This window comes from Streptococcus sp. 2018WUSS126 (assembly GCF_044427425.1).
Classification (GTDB): Bacteria; Bacillota; Bacilli; order Lactobacillales; family Streptococcaceae; genus Streptococcus; species Streptococcus hashimotonensis.
Window position 1 is genome coordinate 23257 of sequence record NZ_JAOTGB010000003.1, and the last position, 15851, is coordinate 39107.

Genomic DNA, 15851 nt, shown 5'->3' on the forward strand with positions numbered 1-15851 from the left:
GCTGTCAGTTTTTAGTAGAAAAAATGTAATATAATAGCCTTGGAAATGAGGGATTGTCCTTGTTAAAGCGAAGGTTTTATAAAAGCTTTTAAAAAAATGCATACAACAAGAAAATAGTTACATACCTTTTTCTTCATACAGATAGCGTGTTTCCATCCCTACGACCATTGACAAAGCAAACAAACTATAGTATATTAAAAATAGGGAAATAAAAGGAGAATATATGGAAAATACATCTACTCAAACTTTCGAAGAACTCGTTGCGAAACAGAAAAAGAAACGTAATCGCGTCCTTAGAATTATTATCACACTCTTTACCGCTATTATCGTATTTTTTGCCTGTCTTGCATTATTCAAATATAATAGTGGCAACATTAGCGGTACATGGCGCAATTCCCAAGCTGAACAAGACATTGTCAAAACCAGTATCAAGGAGTTACAAAATCAACTTCCAGGTATCGATAAAACGTGGATTGATGCAACTTATACGATGACAGTCGTAGATAAGAAAGCTGTCTTCACCGCTACAACAAGCTTTGATATTCCTAAAATCGCAAAATTAACCTTGGATCAAGCCTATAAGGTAATGTTAGAGGAAGCACAAAAAGAAGCAAGTTCTCTGGGAATTTCCGTAGAAGAATACTTAACAACCGCTCTCGGAGCAGACTATGAAAAGCAATTGAAATCATTTCTACCTACACAAGCTGAGGCGGAAAAAGAATTTCATAAGTACCAAGACGAGTATGCTAAAGAACTAGGTGCCACATACAATCAAGAAACTGGTACTATCTCTGCTACCTTTTTCGAGGGAGATGTCGATCAGCTCCTCCATACAGTAACCATTACAAAAATTAATGACGCAGCAATCAAACAACTGACTACATACGATATTTCCGTAAAAGATATTATTTCCTATTCTCGCAAGGGAAATACCACCATTATTAACGGAAATGAAGAATTTACTTTAGAAAAATAATAAAAAAAGCTGGTAAAGTCATCCCTGATGGTTCCGACCTCACCCACAGAATAATGAAAATAAATATGAAGCCCTCACTAGGTGTATAATCTTAGTGAGGGCTTTGTGCTTGACGAGTTAATGATGTTAGTCATCGCCGGAAAAACTAACCCACTCTATTGACGAGCTTTAAAAAATACGCAACAAACATGAGTATAAGAACTAGCCAATAAAAACACAGATAGATTCAAGCTGATTTTGATGAAATACAGCCGAATTGTCTGTGCTTTTATTTTTGTCTCTACTATAGATAGGACAACATTGCGGCGATATTTGAAAGAGCTTGTACTAATACTCAATGAAAATCAAAAGTAGCTTTAGGAAACGAAGCCGAAGATAGAACTGGAGTTCATCAAGAAAAGTTGACAACGGATAATTTTGATTTTCGAAGAGTATAACCTCCTGTTTGTTTCGTCACTTACAGTGTAGTCCTTCTGACCTTTTTTCATATTGAATTTAACTAATGTCACCAATATAAATTATTTTCTCTTATATAACTTTTTACATACCTGATAAAGAATAGGTACAGCAATGATGGTCGTAATTGCAGTGCCATAGGTTCCTAAAATCCTACCCAAAGCAGCTAAAAATGATGCTGATGGCGTTAGTCCACCGACTAAACTCCCCGTCAATGTGTACTTCAACAGGTTCAAGATAATTTTTGTGAGGGCTGCAACTATCCCAACCAACATAATATTTGATAGACTATCGTTTGCCTGTAGGAATTTCTCATAAAATAAGTGGAGGACAAAACAGACAATGAGTGATTCTAGAATGGTAATCCAAGCAACGGAAGCATATCCCGACAGTAAATCGAAGATGCCTAGACCGAGTGAGGCTGCCAGCGCCCCTTTTTTGGCACCAAAGATTAGTACTCCTACTACCACCAAAGCATTTCCTAGATGGACAAATTGACTCCCAAAAGGAATACGAATAAAGAAGACAACCACACAAATAAGGGCTGCAAATAGGCTAATTTCTGTTAATTGACGTAATTGATTCTGTTTCATAATTTCTCCTTTAATGTTTGAAATGCCTGCTGTAATGCTGCTAGAAAAGGTTCAAAGGAAATCCCAAATTTCAAGTCTCTATCCAAAGCGAGAGTACGCTCTAAACTCTTATCGATAAAATCTAAAGCTAGTGGGATGGCTTGATGGAGATTGATTTGTTGGATGGTTGCTACAGCCAACAAGGTAGATAGAATGTCACCTGTTCCAAAGAAATTTGCTGGATATTTTTTAGACATATAGGTAGTTATTTCCCCTGTTTCCTGCTGAAAATAGGCTACACCTATTTGGCTATCATCAAAGGAAATCCCTGTCAGTACAATATCTGCAGACACCTGCTCTGCTAAAGCTTCCAGTAAGTCCTCAATAGCCGCCCTATCGTAGCAAGCTCCCAAATAATCCCTCCCTGTCAAAAAAGCTGCCTCTGTTACATTGGGGAGAATGAGCTTGGCCGACTGGATCAACTCTTTCATGGCTTCTACATAGGTAGGGGTGAAACCTGTATACAACTTCTCTCCATCCCCCATGACCGGATCAACAATCAACGGTGTCTCTGTTTGTTTAGCATACATAGCCAATTGACTTAGTTGCTGAGGATTTCTACAGTAGCCAGACAAGATGCCTGCCAACTCCAAATTCAAGTTCTTCCACTGTTCAAAATAGGCTCGATTCAAGTCAGTCATATCTTCAACGACAACATCTGGAAAACCACCCGTATGAGAAGAAAGTAGTACCGTTGGTAAAAGAATCGTTTCTACCTGACAGGCTGCTGCAAGTGGGATGCTAGTGGCTAGGGCAACCTTGCCCACACCAGGCAAATCATTTGCAAGCAATAATCGCTGAACCATAACAACCTCCTAAATTATTTTTCTTTAACAAAATTGTAAAGTATTTTCACGAGCTTTTCAATAACTCTTATCATAAATTGTATGGGGACAGATGGCTGAAACCTTATAATATCGGGCTCAAATCACTGCATAAGAAAAACAGTAACAACTTTTTGCTACTGTCATCCTATTTCAATGTATTGTTGTCAAAATCTGTTTATACTCAATGAAAATCAAAAGTAGCCTAGGAAACGAAGCCGAAGATAGAACTCTGTTACTATCTTATTTCAAGGTAACAGGCTGAAAACCTCCACTGGAGCTTTTCACTCATCAAAGAAGTTGACAACGGATAATTTTGATTTTCGAAGAGTATTAATTTTTCTCCAGAAAGGCAATCAGGGTCTGGGCGGAACGTTCTCCTGCTTGAATAATAAATTCATCAAAGGTGATATTGGCATCTCCCTGAGCTGTGTCACTCATGGCACGGATAACCAAGAATGGCTTACCTGTATTGACAGCTGCTTGAGCGATAGCTGCTCCTTCCATCTCTACGGCAAGGACTTCTGGAAAATGAGTTTTGATCGTAGTGATTCTCTCCTGACCTGCGATAAAACTGTCACCTGTCACAATCAGACCCACATGGCTAATCATTTCCTGCTCTGCTAAAACGGTTCTTAGCTGTTCTAACAAGACTTGGTCTGCCGGATAATACAATTCCTGCCCTGCCATTTGTCCGTAAGCATAGCCGAAAGCCGTCACATCCACATCGTGGTATGCCAATTGATTCGCTACAACCACATCACCGATGGCAATACCTTCGGCAACAGCTCCTGCCGAGCCAGTATTAACAATGACATCAACTGAAAAACGATCTGCCAAAACAGCCACGGTCATAGCTGACATAACCTTACCGATACCTGACTGAACAAGAACGACTTCATGTTGACCGATTCGTCCCTGATAGTAAGTTCGACCCAAGACATCGATTTCAGTTGCATCTTGTAGATGCTCGACCAAAATCTTTAATTCCTGAGGCATGGCTGCGATAATTCCAAATTTCATCTCTTCTCCTAAATAAATAATACTGCAATGATAAACATTATCAGTAAGATGATGACCCAAAAAAGAATTTTGTTTACCTTACTGCGGAAAGCTTCTCGCTTGATGGTTTCGATACGGCGACTTTTTACTACAGTAGGTTTGACCGGGATTCGGATTGTTTGTCCCTCTTCATATCCCTGATAATCTTCTTCTAGATATGGATCGAATAGAGCATCATCCATTGATATATCCTGGTTTGGACGATAGTGTCCAAACTGGCTAGATTGGTCGGAATACTGTTTCTTTTTCACTTTCTCTAAAATTTCATCCGTCAACAAGGGCTTACCCATTGCTAGTTTCCTACTTTCTCATGAGTTGTAAATATTGGATAGCCATGATGGTCTTTGCATCACAAATATCGCCAGTAGCCACCAAGTTCAAAGCCTCTTCCAAGGTTACCTCATGTAATTCGATAACCTCATCTTCATCCATTGGACGAGGATTTTCAACCTTGATAAGGTTATCTGCTAAATAAAGGCGAATTCGTTCATTACAGAAACCGATGGCTGAATAGAAATCTGCCAACAAGGTCAGTTTGTCACTAGTATAGCCTGTTTCTTCTTCTAATTCACGCAAAGCAGCATCTTCAAGCGTATCTTCTTCCCCCAGCTCCAATTTCCCCGCCGGAATTTCATAAATAGTACGTTCAATAGCCTTGCGGTATTGTTTGACTAAAATCATTTTACCTTCTGGAGTGACGGCTAAAACGCAAACTGCTCCCTTGTGGAAAATGAGTTCGCGCTTACCAGTTCCACCATTTGGCAGGGCAACATCATCTACTACTACATCAAAAATGTGCCCTTTAAAAATTTCTGTCCGCTCAATGGTTTTTTCTTCAAAATTCATACGATTACCTATTTTTGACTTGGATGGAACGGAAAACGAGTTGCATAACCTTCTTTGTTTTCTTGACGACCACGACCAATACCGATAGCATCCTCTGGAATATCTTTTGTAATAACAGAACCTGCAGCCAACAAGGCATTGTCCCCAATAGTTACTGGTGCGATAATGGTTGAGTTAGAGCCAACAAAGGCATTATCTCCAACGGTTGTTTTAAATTTATTTTTACCGTCGTAATTGACAGTGATGGTACCAGCACCAACGTTAACATTATTGCCAAGCGTTGCATTTCCTAGATAGGTCAAATGACCAGACTTCGTTCCTTGACCAAGTGTAGAAGCCTTGATTTCCACAAAGTTTCCAACGTGAACATCTTTTTTCAAAAGACTACCTGGACGAATATGGGCGTATGGTCCTACCGTCACACCTTCTTCAATGACAGATTCTTCAATGTCTGAGTTGCTGATAACTACATCTGCTGCAATTTTCGCATCGCGTACACGAGTACCATTGGTTAAGACAGTGCGTTCACCAATCACCGTTTGCCCTTTCAAGACAACATTAGCTTCGATAACAGCTTCTGCGCCAATCTCAACATCAATATCAATATAGGTAGCATCTGGGTTGATAAATGTCACACCATTGACCATGTGTTTTTCATTGATTCGTTTGCGCATAACAGCTTCTGCAGTCGCAAGAGCGACACGGTCATTTACACCCAAACTTTCATCAAAATCACGCAATACATAGGCACCAACCTTTTTGCCTGCCTGACGGAAAATCGAAATAACATCTGTCAGATAGTACTCTCCTTGGGCATTGTCCGTATTAATATCTTTAAGCGCTTCAAAAAGACGTTTATTATCAAATAAGTAGGTTCCTGTATTGATTTCTTTCACTTGTTTTTCAAAATCGTTGGCATCTTTTTGTTCAACAATTTTTTGCACTTCCCCATCAGCATTGCGAATAATCCGACCATATCCGAATGGGTTATCAGCCTGAGCTGTCAAGATAGTCGCAACATTCTTGTGGCTGACATGGAAGTTAATGAGGTTCTTCAAGCTTTCTCCTGTAATCAGCGGTGTATCTCCTGCGATAACAAGGGTCTGACCTTCCAAACCTGCAAGAGCTGGCTCAGCCATCATAACGGCGTGGCCTGTCCCCAACTGTTCAGATTGAAGGGCAAACTCTGACTGACCTTCGAGAACAGTCTGCACCAATTCTGCCTTGTGACCGACAATGGTTACTGTTTTAGCAGGTTCCATAGCATCTACAGCCCGTTTGACATGCTCCAACATGGTAATTCCTGCCACTTTGTGTAGGACCTTTGGCAAGTCAGACTTCATGCGAGTTCCCTTACCCGCCGCTAGGATAATTGCATAGTTATTGCTCATAGTTTTCTCTCTTTTCAATGATATACTCCTATTATAGCAAATTTTGATGTTTTTGGAAAATAGCGGAAGAAGTGAAAATAGAACTCGACAAAATGCAAAGTATCCCTCTCACTTCCAAGCATCTAGTCTGGGCTAACTGTAGTCCCTGAATGATGTGAACCTACTACCGCCAACATCTCAACCTTTTCCTCGCTTCTACCTTTCTAGGTTTAGGTTGAAACACTTCACTGAATAGCCTAAACTGTTTTGATGCCAGGTTCAAGAAAGATGCTACAATCTAGGATATAAAAAGGAGCCTGAGCTCCTTAGATTGTTAAATGAAGGCCTCGTTGACCATCTTCTCTTGCTTTCTCTGTCAAGGCTTTAAACTCTTCCCAAACAGGGCGTTCTTGGTCTGTAAAACGGAGATTGGCGCCTGGAAGACTAGCCTTGGAAATCATCTGAACAAATCCTGACAAACTATTTGCCAAAGCCACTCCTTCCTTACTAGCCACATCTTCCTTGGCAACAAGCAAGGCCGACTGCAACTTCCCTGTCTTCTCTTTGCCAATCTCCTCCTCTTTTCCAGCAATAATAGAAGAAAGCTGGTCCAATAAATTGATGGCACGTTCCTTATTCATAGGAACCTCCTTGTTTAATTTTATATTATTATAATATAAACAACTTAAAATAAACAAGCAAGAACCTAGTTTTTAGGGTAAACTAATTCAAATTCTTCACAGACGACTAACATATCTTCTGAGAAGGACAGGCCTGCTTCTGCCAGCCAGATAGTGAAAAGCTCTTCATGGACCTGTCGCCAGTGGATCAGACTTTTCGCTTTTATGTCAGACAAGTCACCTTCCTGACGGAACTCGCCCTCCTTATAGGCATGATTTTCCGTCACTTGGGAAAAGGGCGTCACATAGACCTTGGTGGTCTGGATAATGCACACAGCCTGACCTTGCCCGTCAAGAATGATGTCATAGCCACCAGCTGTAGGGATTTCTTCTCCCTCTACTGCGTAAAGGGCATGAGCAGAGCTGGTCGAGGTTTTTATGCCCCTGGCCACCAAGTCAGCCAGTCGATCAGCTTCCGCCCCAAAGGCCCAAGCCTCTGGCTCAGGACCTGCTTGGGGATTGGAGGCAAGAAAATCTTGCCAGAGTTGTGTAGGTGTCATGGTTTTTCCTTTCTAGAATACCATTCCTCTCTCGTCAATAAACTCACTCGTTCGGTACGAACTTCATCAATGAGTGGGAAATGCATATCTTCCAAGAGGTATTGGTATACAAAACCCAGCTTTTCTTGTACACGCAGAGACTTGCTATTTTCTACAAATGCACAACACCAAATCTTATCTAAACTCAACTGAGCAAATCCATAATCCAGTAAAACTTGACTAGCTTCTGGAATGAGGCCTTGACCCCAAAATCCCTGTCCAAGCCAGTAGCCCAGTTCTGCTTCTGAATCTGGCAAACTAAGCCCACTCTGCTTGCCAATCATCAGGCCAATACTGCCAATGACCTGACCTGTTTCTTTAAGGACAAGGGCATAGGTTTCGGGTTGGCTGAGAACTGTCTTGATAATCTCTCGACTTTCTTCCAGACTCTGATAAACTGGCCAACCCGCTGCGGGACCAACTTCAGGATGACTGGCCTGAGAAAATAAGTCAGCTGCGTCTGCCTCGCTCCAAGGACGGAGTAAAAGACGATTGGTTTCTAACATCATAATTTTCCTCCCTATTTCAAACTCCAGCCACCGTCAATGGTGATAATTTGACCTTGCATGGAAGCCAGTTTGCCACTGGCTAGCATAAAGGTCAGCTCTGCGATTTCGCTGGGTTGGGACCACCGTCCGATAGGGGTCTGGTCTGCCACCCAATCCGCCAGGCCACCAGGCTCAAAATCCTTCTGGGTCATACCTGTTTGGACGGCACCTGGGGCGATACCGAAGACCTGAACCTTGCCCTTGGCATAGTCCAGTGCCAACTGCTTGGTAAAGCCTGCTAAAGCGTGCTTGGAAGCAGTATAGGCTGAGCCCCCTCCTCCTGCTAGGTTGGAGGCAATGGAGCACATATTGATAATAATACCCGACTGTCTGTCCACCATTTGTTGCAGATAGGGGCGGGTTAGTCTGGTCACCGCAAAAAAATTAACTGCGAAGATATGAGCTAATTCATCCTCCTCAATATCGAGGTGGGGTCGGTAATCGTCTAGAATGCCTGCGGTGTTACAGAGGACATCAACTGTCTGGCACCAGGAAAAGACTGGGCTTAAATCGCCAGTCAGGTCCAGCTGTAGAAAGTAGAAATCGCCTGCCAAATCAGGCTTGCTGGTCTGATCAATCCCGTAGACACGCCAGCCATTTTCCAAAAAAATCCGCGCTTGTGCAAGACCAATGCCACTGGAAACGCCGGTGATGAGGGCTGTCTTAGTCATGGACTTCTACCCAGTCGGTCGCAAGGACATCGCAGGGGGTCGGGCTCCACACGGAGAAGCCTTCGCCCTCGCCTGTCACGTTGATGAGGAAATAGGGCGTCGCCTCCAGTTTTTGCCCGTGAACCTCAATCGTGTCAAAGAGCTGGACGTAGTTCTCCGCCCCGCCCCAGCCTGTGCGAACGTACTTTTTCTTGGCTTTCAAGCCTGGTAAAATCTCTTCAAATGTCATGGTTTTACTCCTTTGTTGCTTTTCTCTCTTTCAACCATTATACCAAAAAATCAGACCACTCTAAAGAGTTGCCTGATCGTGTTTCTAACCCACATTCTCCTTTTTCAATAGGAAAAATGTGCCTGCAAGCGTTGAGAAAAAGGCAAAAACCATAAAGAGCAGAGGCAACCATCCTGTCCAGTCCTGCGATCCATAGCCAAACTGGCTGACCAGCAACTGACTAAAGCCGCTGAGAACCGTTAGGACATAGGCTGGAATCAAGGTATCTACAATTGCTGACTTACTGCGATAGTAGAAGAGACCAGCTACGATTCCTAGAATCACCAAAAGACTGGCCCACAAGGGCAGGGGAAGCCCCTCATAAAACTGCCGACTAATCCAAAAACGCAAGACAATTAACCCCACAAAGCTAAGCCCCCAGGTCCCCATCAGCAGATAGGACTTGATTTTTGACCGTTCATAGACTAGGTTCTTTAGGATGAAAAAAGCAGAGCTGAGTAGAATGAGTGCCAGAAGCAAATCGCACAGCAAGCCCCGCCATTCTAGGACCATTTCACCAGTCACTCCAAACAAACCTAAGAAAAACCAGCTCATATACACCAAGGAAATCAATCCTGTTAATCGCAAACCATAGTACCAACGGATTGGCGGCAAGTCTGACAAGAGTTCATCCGCCATGTGCTTGCTATCTTTTCCTAAAAATTCCTCAGCGGATTGACCGTCTGTTTGGGCATCCAAGACATCTTGGTGAATAGAAAGCAATAGTTCTGTCGCCCTTTCCTCCTGCTCATGAAAGGCCGAAGCCAATATCATATATCCATGAAGTTTACGCATGTAAGCCTTGTTTTCCTTGGTCAATTTCGCTTGCAATTTGCTAATATCGTTCAAATTTTCCTGTTGTTTGTTCATTCTACTTCTCCTTTTTCACCAACAAAACCGCAGTACCAATCCAAAAGGTCATAGCTGGAAGAATGACCAACATCAGATTGAGCCAAACTGGAACGGTCATGACCATATTTACCACACCGCCAACAATCATGAAGAGATAGGTCGGTAAAAAGACATAGCGGACTAATTTTTCCTTTTGGAAAAATAGCAGAGCAAGACCGAGCAAAGTGAGTGGCACTAGAAGCCCCCAGCCAGTCAAGACTAGGTCAGGTTCCTTGGGCATTGCCCAGAGACGAAGTCCACAAATCACGAGAAAAAGAAGGGGGATGCAGAGAAAACTTGCCCAAACCTTGATTTTGCTGGTCTGGTAAATCAGACTGCGAATGATGAGGAAAATCCCTGCTGGGAGGAGGAGGCTAAGTACCGCGTCGCAGATCAAGTCCAGCCAGTTGAGGGAGATGGTTCCTGTCCCTGCAAAATCCATGAGCCATTGGCTACCGAGGTAAATGATGAGCATGAGACCACTCAGGTTTGCAACTTCCACGAAACCAATCGGAGGGAGATAGCTGAGTAGGTCGTCCGCCATCTGCTTGCTATCTTTACCCAGAAAATCCTCCGCCGAAAGCCCGTCTTTTTGGGCTTCAAGAACATCTTGGTAAATGGATAAGAGCTGGGCAGTCACTGCTTCTTCCTGCCTATGAAAGACAGAGGCAATCATCATGTAGCCATTGATACGGCCCATGTATTCCTTGTTTTCCTTAGTCAGCTGGCTTTCAATCACTTCAATCTGCTTGCGGTATTCCATTTGTTTGCTCATCCTACTCTCCTTTCAATCGCTGAACCTTTTGGACCAATTCCGTCCATTGGCTCCAAAAATCTTCTAGATAAGCCTTTCCCTGGTCTGTCAGATAAAAATACTTCCTGTCCGGTCCGTCTGGCGAGGGCTTATTCTGACTAAGAATCAGGCTATTTTTCTCTAACTTCTGAAGGAGGGGATAGACTGTCCCTCCGACCATGTTTTCAAAGCCCTGATTTCTCAACTCCTGAACCAGCTCATAACCATAAATCTCCTTCTGACTGATAATTTGTAAGACACAGCCGTCTAGGACCCCCTTTAGCATTTGGGTTTCTTTCATAAGCCCTCCTCATCATCTGTAAAAAATCCAAACAGCAAGCCTGATGCTAACAGGATACCTAAAATCAAAATAGAATCCAAGGCCCAGCCTGTTATAATGGCCGTCACAAGCGTGATAGCTGCCAGTTTCCAATTTTCCCGACTTTTCTTATCCAGTTTCATACTGCCTCCCTACCTAGTTTGTAATACCAACTAGTCTGATAAAAATAAAAGTGATTTTTTTGTCTTCTATCACTAGTTTGTTTTACCTATTAGCCTTGTATCTATAGTGTAACACAAGGTAGCTAGTATGTAAAGCAATATAGTGGTAAATATTAAAAACTTGGGTTGCCCCAAGTTTAGGAAATAATCTGTTTGTAAGATCGTGTTGTGATGGCGTAGACCACTAGGTAGAAGAGGAGATAGCCACCACAGATGGCTACTGTCACCTGCAACATAAGCCCTGCATTAACCACGCCGATAGACAAAAGAATGGATGATAGCATCTTGTAGGCAAAGGCAAGATGGACAAAGGCAAGTAGGATAGGTAGGAAAAAGACGGTCAGCAATTGCTTGCGAATGGACTGTCTCGTCTGATCCTCATCCAGACCAACCTTGGTCATAATGACGAAGCGATCTCTGTCTTCATAACCTTCTGAAATCTGTTTGAAGTAAATCACCAGCACCACCGCCATCAAAAAGATGAGCGATAGCAAGAGGCCGATGAAGAAAAGTGAACCTGCAAAACTAAAGAAACTACGCATCGCATAGGCACGATAGGCTAGACTGATTGAGTTGGTACCATCTGGAAGAATATTAGAGCTCCACAGTTCGCTTTCAAAGTTTCCAAATACGAAAGCATCATAGCGTTCTACCTGTTCTTCTTCTGATAGACTGCTTTCAAAGCCCATATAATAGCGATTCTCAGCTTGATTTTCAAAAACAGCCAAATCTTGAACAATAATGACCAGATACTGGCTGAGAAGGAAGGAACCATGGTCTGGCAGATGTCCTAAAGTCACATTCTTGGGTAGGACTTGGGCAACTTCCATCTCCTTTTCATCAAAGGTGAGGGTTTGACCAGCTTTATACTGGACTCCCTTACTAAAAATTGCCACTTGGTCAGATTCCAACTGGAGTTTTTCTCCCGTCATCTTTTCATAGCTGGCTTGATTAAGGACAAAACCAATCCCAACTCGGTCAGAGAAATCCATACCAGCGGCTTCTTCATCCGTCAAAAATCTTACTTGCTGGTTTGTCACCTCAGAAAAATAGGCTTGCTGATAGGGATAGACCGCCTTGCTTTCCACAGGAATCCCCGCCTTTTCTGCAATAGCACCAGCCCATTCCTCTACCTGTGTTTTTGAAATAGTCGATTTCAAGGCAACATCAATAGAATAGTCATTTGGATTTTGATTGGCGATATAATCTTTGCCACCGACGTAAATATTGAGTCCTCCAACCATGGTCACCAAGAACATACTGGAGAGGATGGTAATGGTCGCAAGGCCCAGAGCATTTTTCCGCATACGGAAAATCAAGTTGGATACAGAAATGAAATTATCTGGCTTATAATAATAAGTCTGACGGTTCTTTAGCCAGTTTAATAGACTGATAACACCTGCGTGGAAGAGCAGGTAAGTCCCAAAGATAACCAGAAGAGTTGCACCAAAGAAACTTGGAATAGCCTGCATCGGACTGGTCACTAGTTGGGCAATTGCATAGCCTGCCACCAATAAGATAAGGGCTAAGAAGGTCTGCAGCCAGAGGAAGCCAGTTTTCTTATCCCCACGCTTCTTGTCCTGAACCAGTTTGAGTGAGCCGGTCAAGCCCAATTTCCCAATATTAAAGAGGCTGACCAAGGCAAAAATCCCAAAGAGATAGATAAGTACAGTGACCAGACTTTTCAACTGGAAGGTTGAAGCCAGGATCACAGGCATCTGCATGGCTTTCAGCAAGAGGGCATAGAAGAGTTTATCTAGAGCCAGTCCCAAGAGCAAGCCAGATAGAATGGTACCGACTGAAAAGACCAGATTTTCTAGAAAAGTCATCAAGAAGAGATGTTTTTTCTCCAGACCAAGAATGCTATAGACACCAAACTCTTTTGACCGCTGCTTCATAACAAAACTATTGGCATAGAAGACCATGATAGCAACGGCCAGCATAACCACAATCATACCGAAGCCCAGCACTTGAATCACTCCATTGGCCCCCTTGACCTGACCTAAATCAGGATGAAAGGCAAGCGAAGCAAAAATATAGGCAATGGCTGTGGACAAAATGGTCATCAGGGCATAGGGAAAATAGAGTCTGCGGTTCTTTTTGAGATTGGTCAGAGCCAATCGAACGGTTAGTCCAAACATACTACTCACCTCGATTCGCCATAAGTGTCAAGGTATCTGAAATCAGCTGATACATTTCCTGACTGGTTCTCTCACCTCGGTAGATTTGATTGTAGAGAATGCCATCCTTGATGAAGAGGACCCGTTTGGCACGACTAGCTGCTACTGTCGAGTGGGTTACCATCAGAATGGTTTGCCCTTCTTGGTTGATTTTTTCAAAAATATCTAGAAGAGTTGCCGTTGATTTAGAGTCGAGGGCCCCAGTCGGTTCATCCGCTAAGAGGATTTCTGGCTGGGTAATGATGGCACGCGCCACCGCAACTCGCTGCTGCTGACCACCCGAAATCTCGTAGGGCATCTTGTCTTGCAAGGTCGCAATTCCCAGGCTATTAAGCGTATGAACGAGTCGCTTGTTCATCTCATCAATCGGATAGCGGGATAAAACCAGAGGTAAGAGCACATTGTCCTTGACAGAGAGGGTATCCAAGAGATTGAAATCTTGGAAGACAAAGCCCAATTTCTCCCGACGAAAGGCTGCCGCTTCCTTGCTCCTGATAGACTGGGTATCCAATCCGTTAAGCAAGACCTTGCCCTGCGTTGGCTTATCAAGGGTTGCCAAAATATTGAGCAAGGTGGATTTTCCAGAACCAGATTCACCCATAATAGCGACATACTCACCCTTTTCCACTGTAAAATGAATATCCTTCAAAGCCTCAACCTGTCCCGCCTTAAAGAGAGAACTGTATATCTTTTGAACGTGTTGAACATCTAAAACTGACATAACTTGACTCCTTTTCTTTTTCTACCTTCATTCTACACGGTCCCAAGATAAACTACCATAGCCTTAGCTTTCATTTACGTGACAGTTTTGTAAGATTAATCAAAAATCAACTCCACTTCTTTGATACCGATTCGCACCTCTGTTCCCCGACCCACTTTTGATTTTAGCTTTAGGGAATAGCCCAGCTCCGCAGCAATTTTCCGTGAGAGATAGAGCCCCAGACCCGAAGATTGCTGGGTTCTGCGACCATTGAAACCTGAGAAACCACGCTCAAAGACCCGTTCCAAGTCACTCTCTGCAATCCCAATTCCCGTATCGCGAATGACCAAATCATCCCCATCCAAAACAATCGAAATGGTCCCCTCCTGACAATACTTGAGGGCATTAGATAAAATTTGCTCTATTAAGAGACCCAGCCAGCGTTTGTCTGTCTTTACGCTCCTATCCAGCTGACCCAGATTCAGGCTGGTATTGACCTGAATGAAAAAGAGGGAATACTTTCTTACTAGATTTCTGACCAGTTCATCCAAATTGACTGATTCGATAACCAAATCATCATGGAAGGATTGTAGACGGAGATAGTTCAAGACCAGACCTGTGTATTGCTCAATCTTGAAGAGTTCTGATTCCAGTTGGTGACGGACTGGACTACTATCTACTTCCTTGACCAAGAGCTGACTGGCTGCAATAGGCGTTTTCATCTGGTGGGCCCAGAGGGTGTAGTAGTCATCTAATTCTGTCTGTTCCTGTCTCTGTTTTTCTAGTATTTGCTTGTTCTGAACTTCTAGCCATTCCACTTTTTCCTGCAACAAACGCTCACTGGCTGTCCCAGTTGCTACTTTCTGACCACGCCAGATTTTTCCAAAGCGGGAAAATTCCCTGACAAAATCCCAGAGGAGGGCGAGAATCCAGCAGATAGTGAGCAGGGTGATGGCATAGAAAATTAGGTTTCTTTTGATGTCAAAGAGGCTACTATAAGCCAGAATAGCCACAGCAAAAACGGCGTAGGCTATCAGAAAAATCAAGCGATGACCAAGCCATGATGTCAAAAATCCTGGTACTAATGAGCCAAAATCATCCTTATTCATGTGTCCACACCAGGCCGTAGCCTACTCCTTTCTTGGTCGCAATCACATCTGGTAGACCCAGTTCTGCCAACTTTTTACGCAGGCGAGCAATGTTAACCGACAAAGTATTGTCATCCACAAAAATATCACTGTTCCAGAGTTCTCTCATCAGCTCCTCACGGCTGACCACTTCCTTGCCATGTTCAAATAAAACGCGTAAAATCTGAAATTCATTTCGCGTCAGCTCTTCCACAACCTGTCCATAGGACACCTGCATGGTCTTTAAGTCTAGGGAAATCTCCTCAAACCAGAGTAAACTTTGTTCACCAACAAAGTCATAGGTTCTTCTGAGAAGCCCCTGTATTTTGGCCAGGAGAACCGTCATTTCAAAGGGTTTGGTCACATAGTCATCCGCCCCCATATTGATCGCCATAACAATATCCATTGGCTGGTCATGGGAAGACAGAAACATAATGGGCACACGGGATGTCTTGCGAATTTCCTGACACCAGTAATAGCCATTGAAAAAAGGCAGGCCAATATCCAGTAAAATCAAATGGGGCTGAAACTCTTCCATCTGTTCCAAAACCATCTGAAAATCCTTGACCTCTTGCACCTGGTAACCCCAGTTTATCAAGTTTTTAGCAACTAGTTGACTAATCGTTTTATCGTCCTCGATAAGAAGAATTTTCTGCATAACTATCTCCTTTCATATCCCTACTATTTATTATAGCTTACATTGGAACAAATTTGAGTATTTTTATACATTTACACAAGAAGTTGACTAAAAAACCAGGTCATCAGTGGTGCAGATTTGTCATTCCCC

20 protein-coding genes are annotated in these 15851 nt (G+C 43.1%); 1 reads left to right on the forward strand and 19 read right to left on the reverse strand.

Features of this window, described 5'->3' with window-relative positions; genetic code table 11:
* Positions 1 to 223: 223 nt before the first annotated feature.
* A complete protein-coding gene (locus ODU34_RS01850; RefSeq protein WP_105179327.1) occupies positions 224 to 976 on the forward strand; it encodes a hypothetical protein in 753 nt (250 codons plus the stop codon).
* 518 nt (positions 977 to 1494) lie between these two features.
* On the opposite strand, the gene ODU34_RS01855 is transcribed toward ODU34_RS01850, so the two are convergent.
* The 19 genes from ODU34_RS01855 to ODU34_RS01945 all read right to left on the reverse strand — a co-directional run bounded on the left by ODU34_RS01855 (position 1495) and on the right by ODU34_RS01945 (position 15722).
* A complete protein-coding gene (locus tag ODU34_RS01855) occupies positions 1495 to 2025 on the reverse strand; it encodes an ECF transporter S component (RefSeq protein ID WP_044694114.1) in 531 nt (176 codons plus the stop codon).
* Positions 2022 to 2870, reverse strand: coding sequence for a pyridoxamine kinase (locus ODU34_RS01860; RefSeq protein WP_105179328.1), 849 nt, complete (start codon positions 2868 to 2870; stop codon positions 2022 to 2024). The genes ODU34_RS01855 and ODU34_RS01860 overlap by 4 nt, the downstream gene beginning before the upstream one ends.
* Before the next feature lie 351 nt (positions 2871 to 3221).
* Positions 3222 to 3911, reverse strand: coding sequence for a 5'-methylthioadenosine/adenosylhomocysteine nucleosidase (locus ODU34_RS01865; RefSeq protein ID WP_105179329.1), 690 nt, complete (start codon positions 3909 to 3911; stop codon positions 3222 to 3224).
* An 8-nt stretch (positions 3912 to 3919) separates the two neighbouring features.
* Positions 3920 to 4240: a cell wall synthase accessory phosphoprotein MacP gene (gene macP / locus ODU34_RS01870; RefSeq protein WP_002936700.1), complete on the reverse strand. Its 321-nt coding sequence runs from the start codon at positions 4238 to 4240 to the stop codon at positions 3920 to 3922.
* Between the two features lie 10 nt (positions 4241 to 4250).
* A complete protein-coding gene (locus ODU34_RS01875; RefSeq protein WP_004194850.1) occupies positions 4251 to 4796 on the reverse strand; it encodes an NUDIX hydrolase in 546 nt (181 codons plus the stop codon).
* A gap of 8 nt (positions 4797 to 4804) precedes the next feature.
* Positions 4805 to 6187: a bifunctional UDP-N-acetylglucosamine diphosphorylase/glucosamine-1-phosphate N-acetyltransferase GlmU gene (glmU, locus tag ODU34_RS01880; protein ID WP_136647031.1), complete on the reverse strand. Its 1383-nt coding sequence runs from the start codon at positions 6185 to 6187 to the stop codon at positions 4805 to 4807.
* 305 nt (positions 6188 to 6492) lie between these two features.
* A complete protein-coding gene (locus ODU34_RS01885; RefSeq protein ID WP_105152888.1) occupies positions 6493 to 6807 on the reverse strand; it encodes a hypothetical protein in 315 nt (104 codons plus the stop codon).
* 65 nt (positions 6808 to 6872) lie between these two features.
* Positions 6873 to 7346 carry an ASCH domain-containing protein gene (locus ODU34_RS01890; RefSeq protein WP_105179331.1) on the reverse strand — a complete coding sequence of 158 codons (474 nt, stop codon included), beginning with the start codon at positions 7344 to 7346 and terminating at the stop codon, positions 6873 to 6875.
* Positions 7343 to 7894 carry a GNAT family N-acetyltransferase gene (locus tag ODU34_RS01895; protein WP_105179332.1) on the reverse strand — a complete coding sequence of 184 codons (552 nt, stop codon included), beginning with the start codon at positions 7892 to 7894 and terminating at the stop codon, positions 7343 to 7345. Before ODU34_RS01895 ends, ODU34_RS01890 begins: the two co-directional genes overlap by 4 nt.
* Positions 7895 to 7905: 11 nt before the next feature.
* Positions 7906 to 8604 (reverse strand): 3-oxoacyl-ACP reductase, encoded by a 699-nt coding sequence (locus ODU34_RS01900; RefSeq protein ID WP_105179333.1) that lies wholly within the window; start codon positions 8602 to 8604, stop codon positions 7906 to 7908.
* Positions 8597 to 8833 (reverse strand): DUF2829 domain-containing protein, encoded by a 237-nt coding sequence (locus ODU34_RS01905; protein WP_044758700.1) that lies wholly within the window; start codon positions 8831 to 8833, stop codon positions 8597 to 8599. Before ODU34_RS01905 ends, ODU34_RS01900 begins: the two co-directional genes overlap by 8 nt.
* Before the next feature lie 84 nt (positions 8834 to 8917).
* Complete coding sequence (locus tag ODU34_RS01910) at positions 8918 to 9742, reverse strand: hypothetical protein (protein WP_238146018.1); 825 nt, start codon at positions 9740 to 9742, stop codon at positions 8918 to 8920.
* Position 9743: 1 nt separating this feature from the next.
* Positions 9744 to 10538, reverse strand: coding sequence for a hypothetical protein (locus ODU34_RS01915; RefSeq protein WP_105179348.1), 795 nt, complete (start codon positions 10536 to 10538; stop codon positions 9744 to 9746).
* Between the two features lies 1 nt (position 10539).
* Positions 10540 to 10857, reverse strand: coding sequence for a PadR family transcriptional regulator (locus ODU34_RS01920; RefSeq protein ID WP_024387534.1), 318 nt, complete (start codon positions 10855 to 10857; stop codon positions 10540 to 10542).
* The gene (locus tag ODU34_RS01925; protein WP_105179349.1) at positions 10854 to 11018 is read right to left on the reverse strand and encodes a hypothetical protein; all 165 of its coding nucleotides are present in this window, start codon (positions 11016 to 11018) and stop codon (positions 10854 to 10856) included. Before ODU34_RS01925 ends, ODU34_RS01920 begins: the two co-directional genes overlap by 4 nt.
* A 176-nt stretch (positions 11019 to 11194) precedes the next feature.
* On the reverse strand, positions 11195 to 13198 hold the full coding sequence (locus tag ODU34_RS01930) for an FtsX-like permease family protein (protein WP_398578335.1): 2004 nt from the start codon (positions 13196 to 13198) through the stop codon (positions 11195 to 11197).
* 1 nt (position 13199) lies between these two features.
* Positions 13200 to 13958, reverse strand: a complete 759-nt coding sequence (locus ODU34_RS01935) for an ABC transporter ATP-binding protein (protein ID WP_105179351.1) — start codon at positions 13956 to 13958, stop codon at positions 13200 to 13202.
* A gap of 95 nt (positions 13959 to 14053) precedes the next feature.
* On the reverse strand, positions 14054 to 15046 hold the full coding sequence (locus ODU34_RS01940; protein WP_105179352.1) for a HAMP domain-containing sensor histidine kinase: 993 nt from the start codon (positions 15044 to 15046) through the stop codon (positions 14054 to 14056).
* The gene (locus ODU34_RS01945) at positions 15039 to 15722 is read right to left on the reverse strand and encodes a response regulator transcription factor (protein WP_002936735.1); all 684 of its coding nucleotides are present in this window, start codon (positions 15720 to 15722) and stop codon (positions 15039 to 15041) included. Before ODU34_RS01945 ends, ODU34_RS01940 begins: the two co-directional genes overlap by 8 nt.
* Positions 15723 to 15851 lie beyond the last annotated feature (129 nt).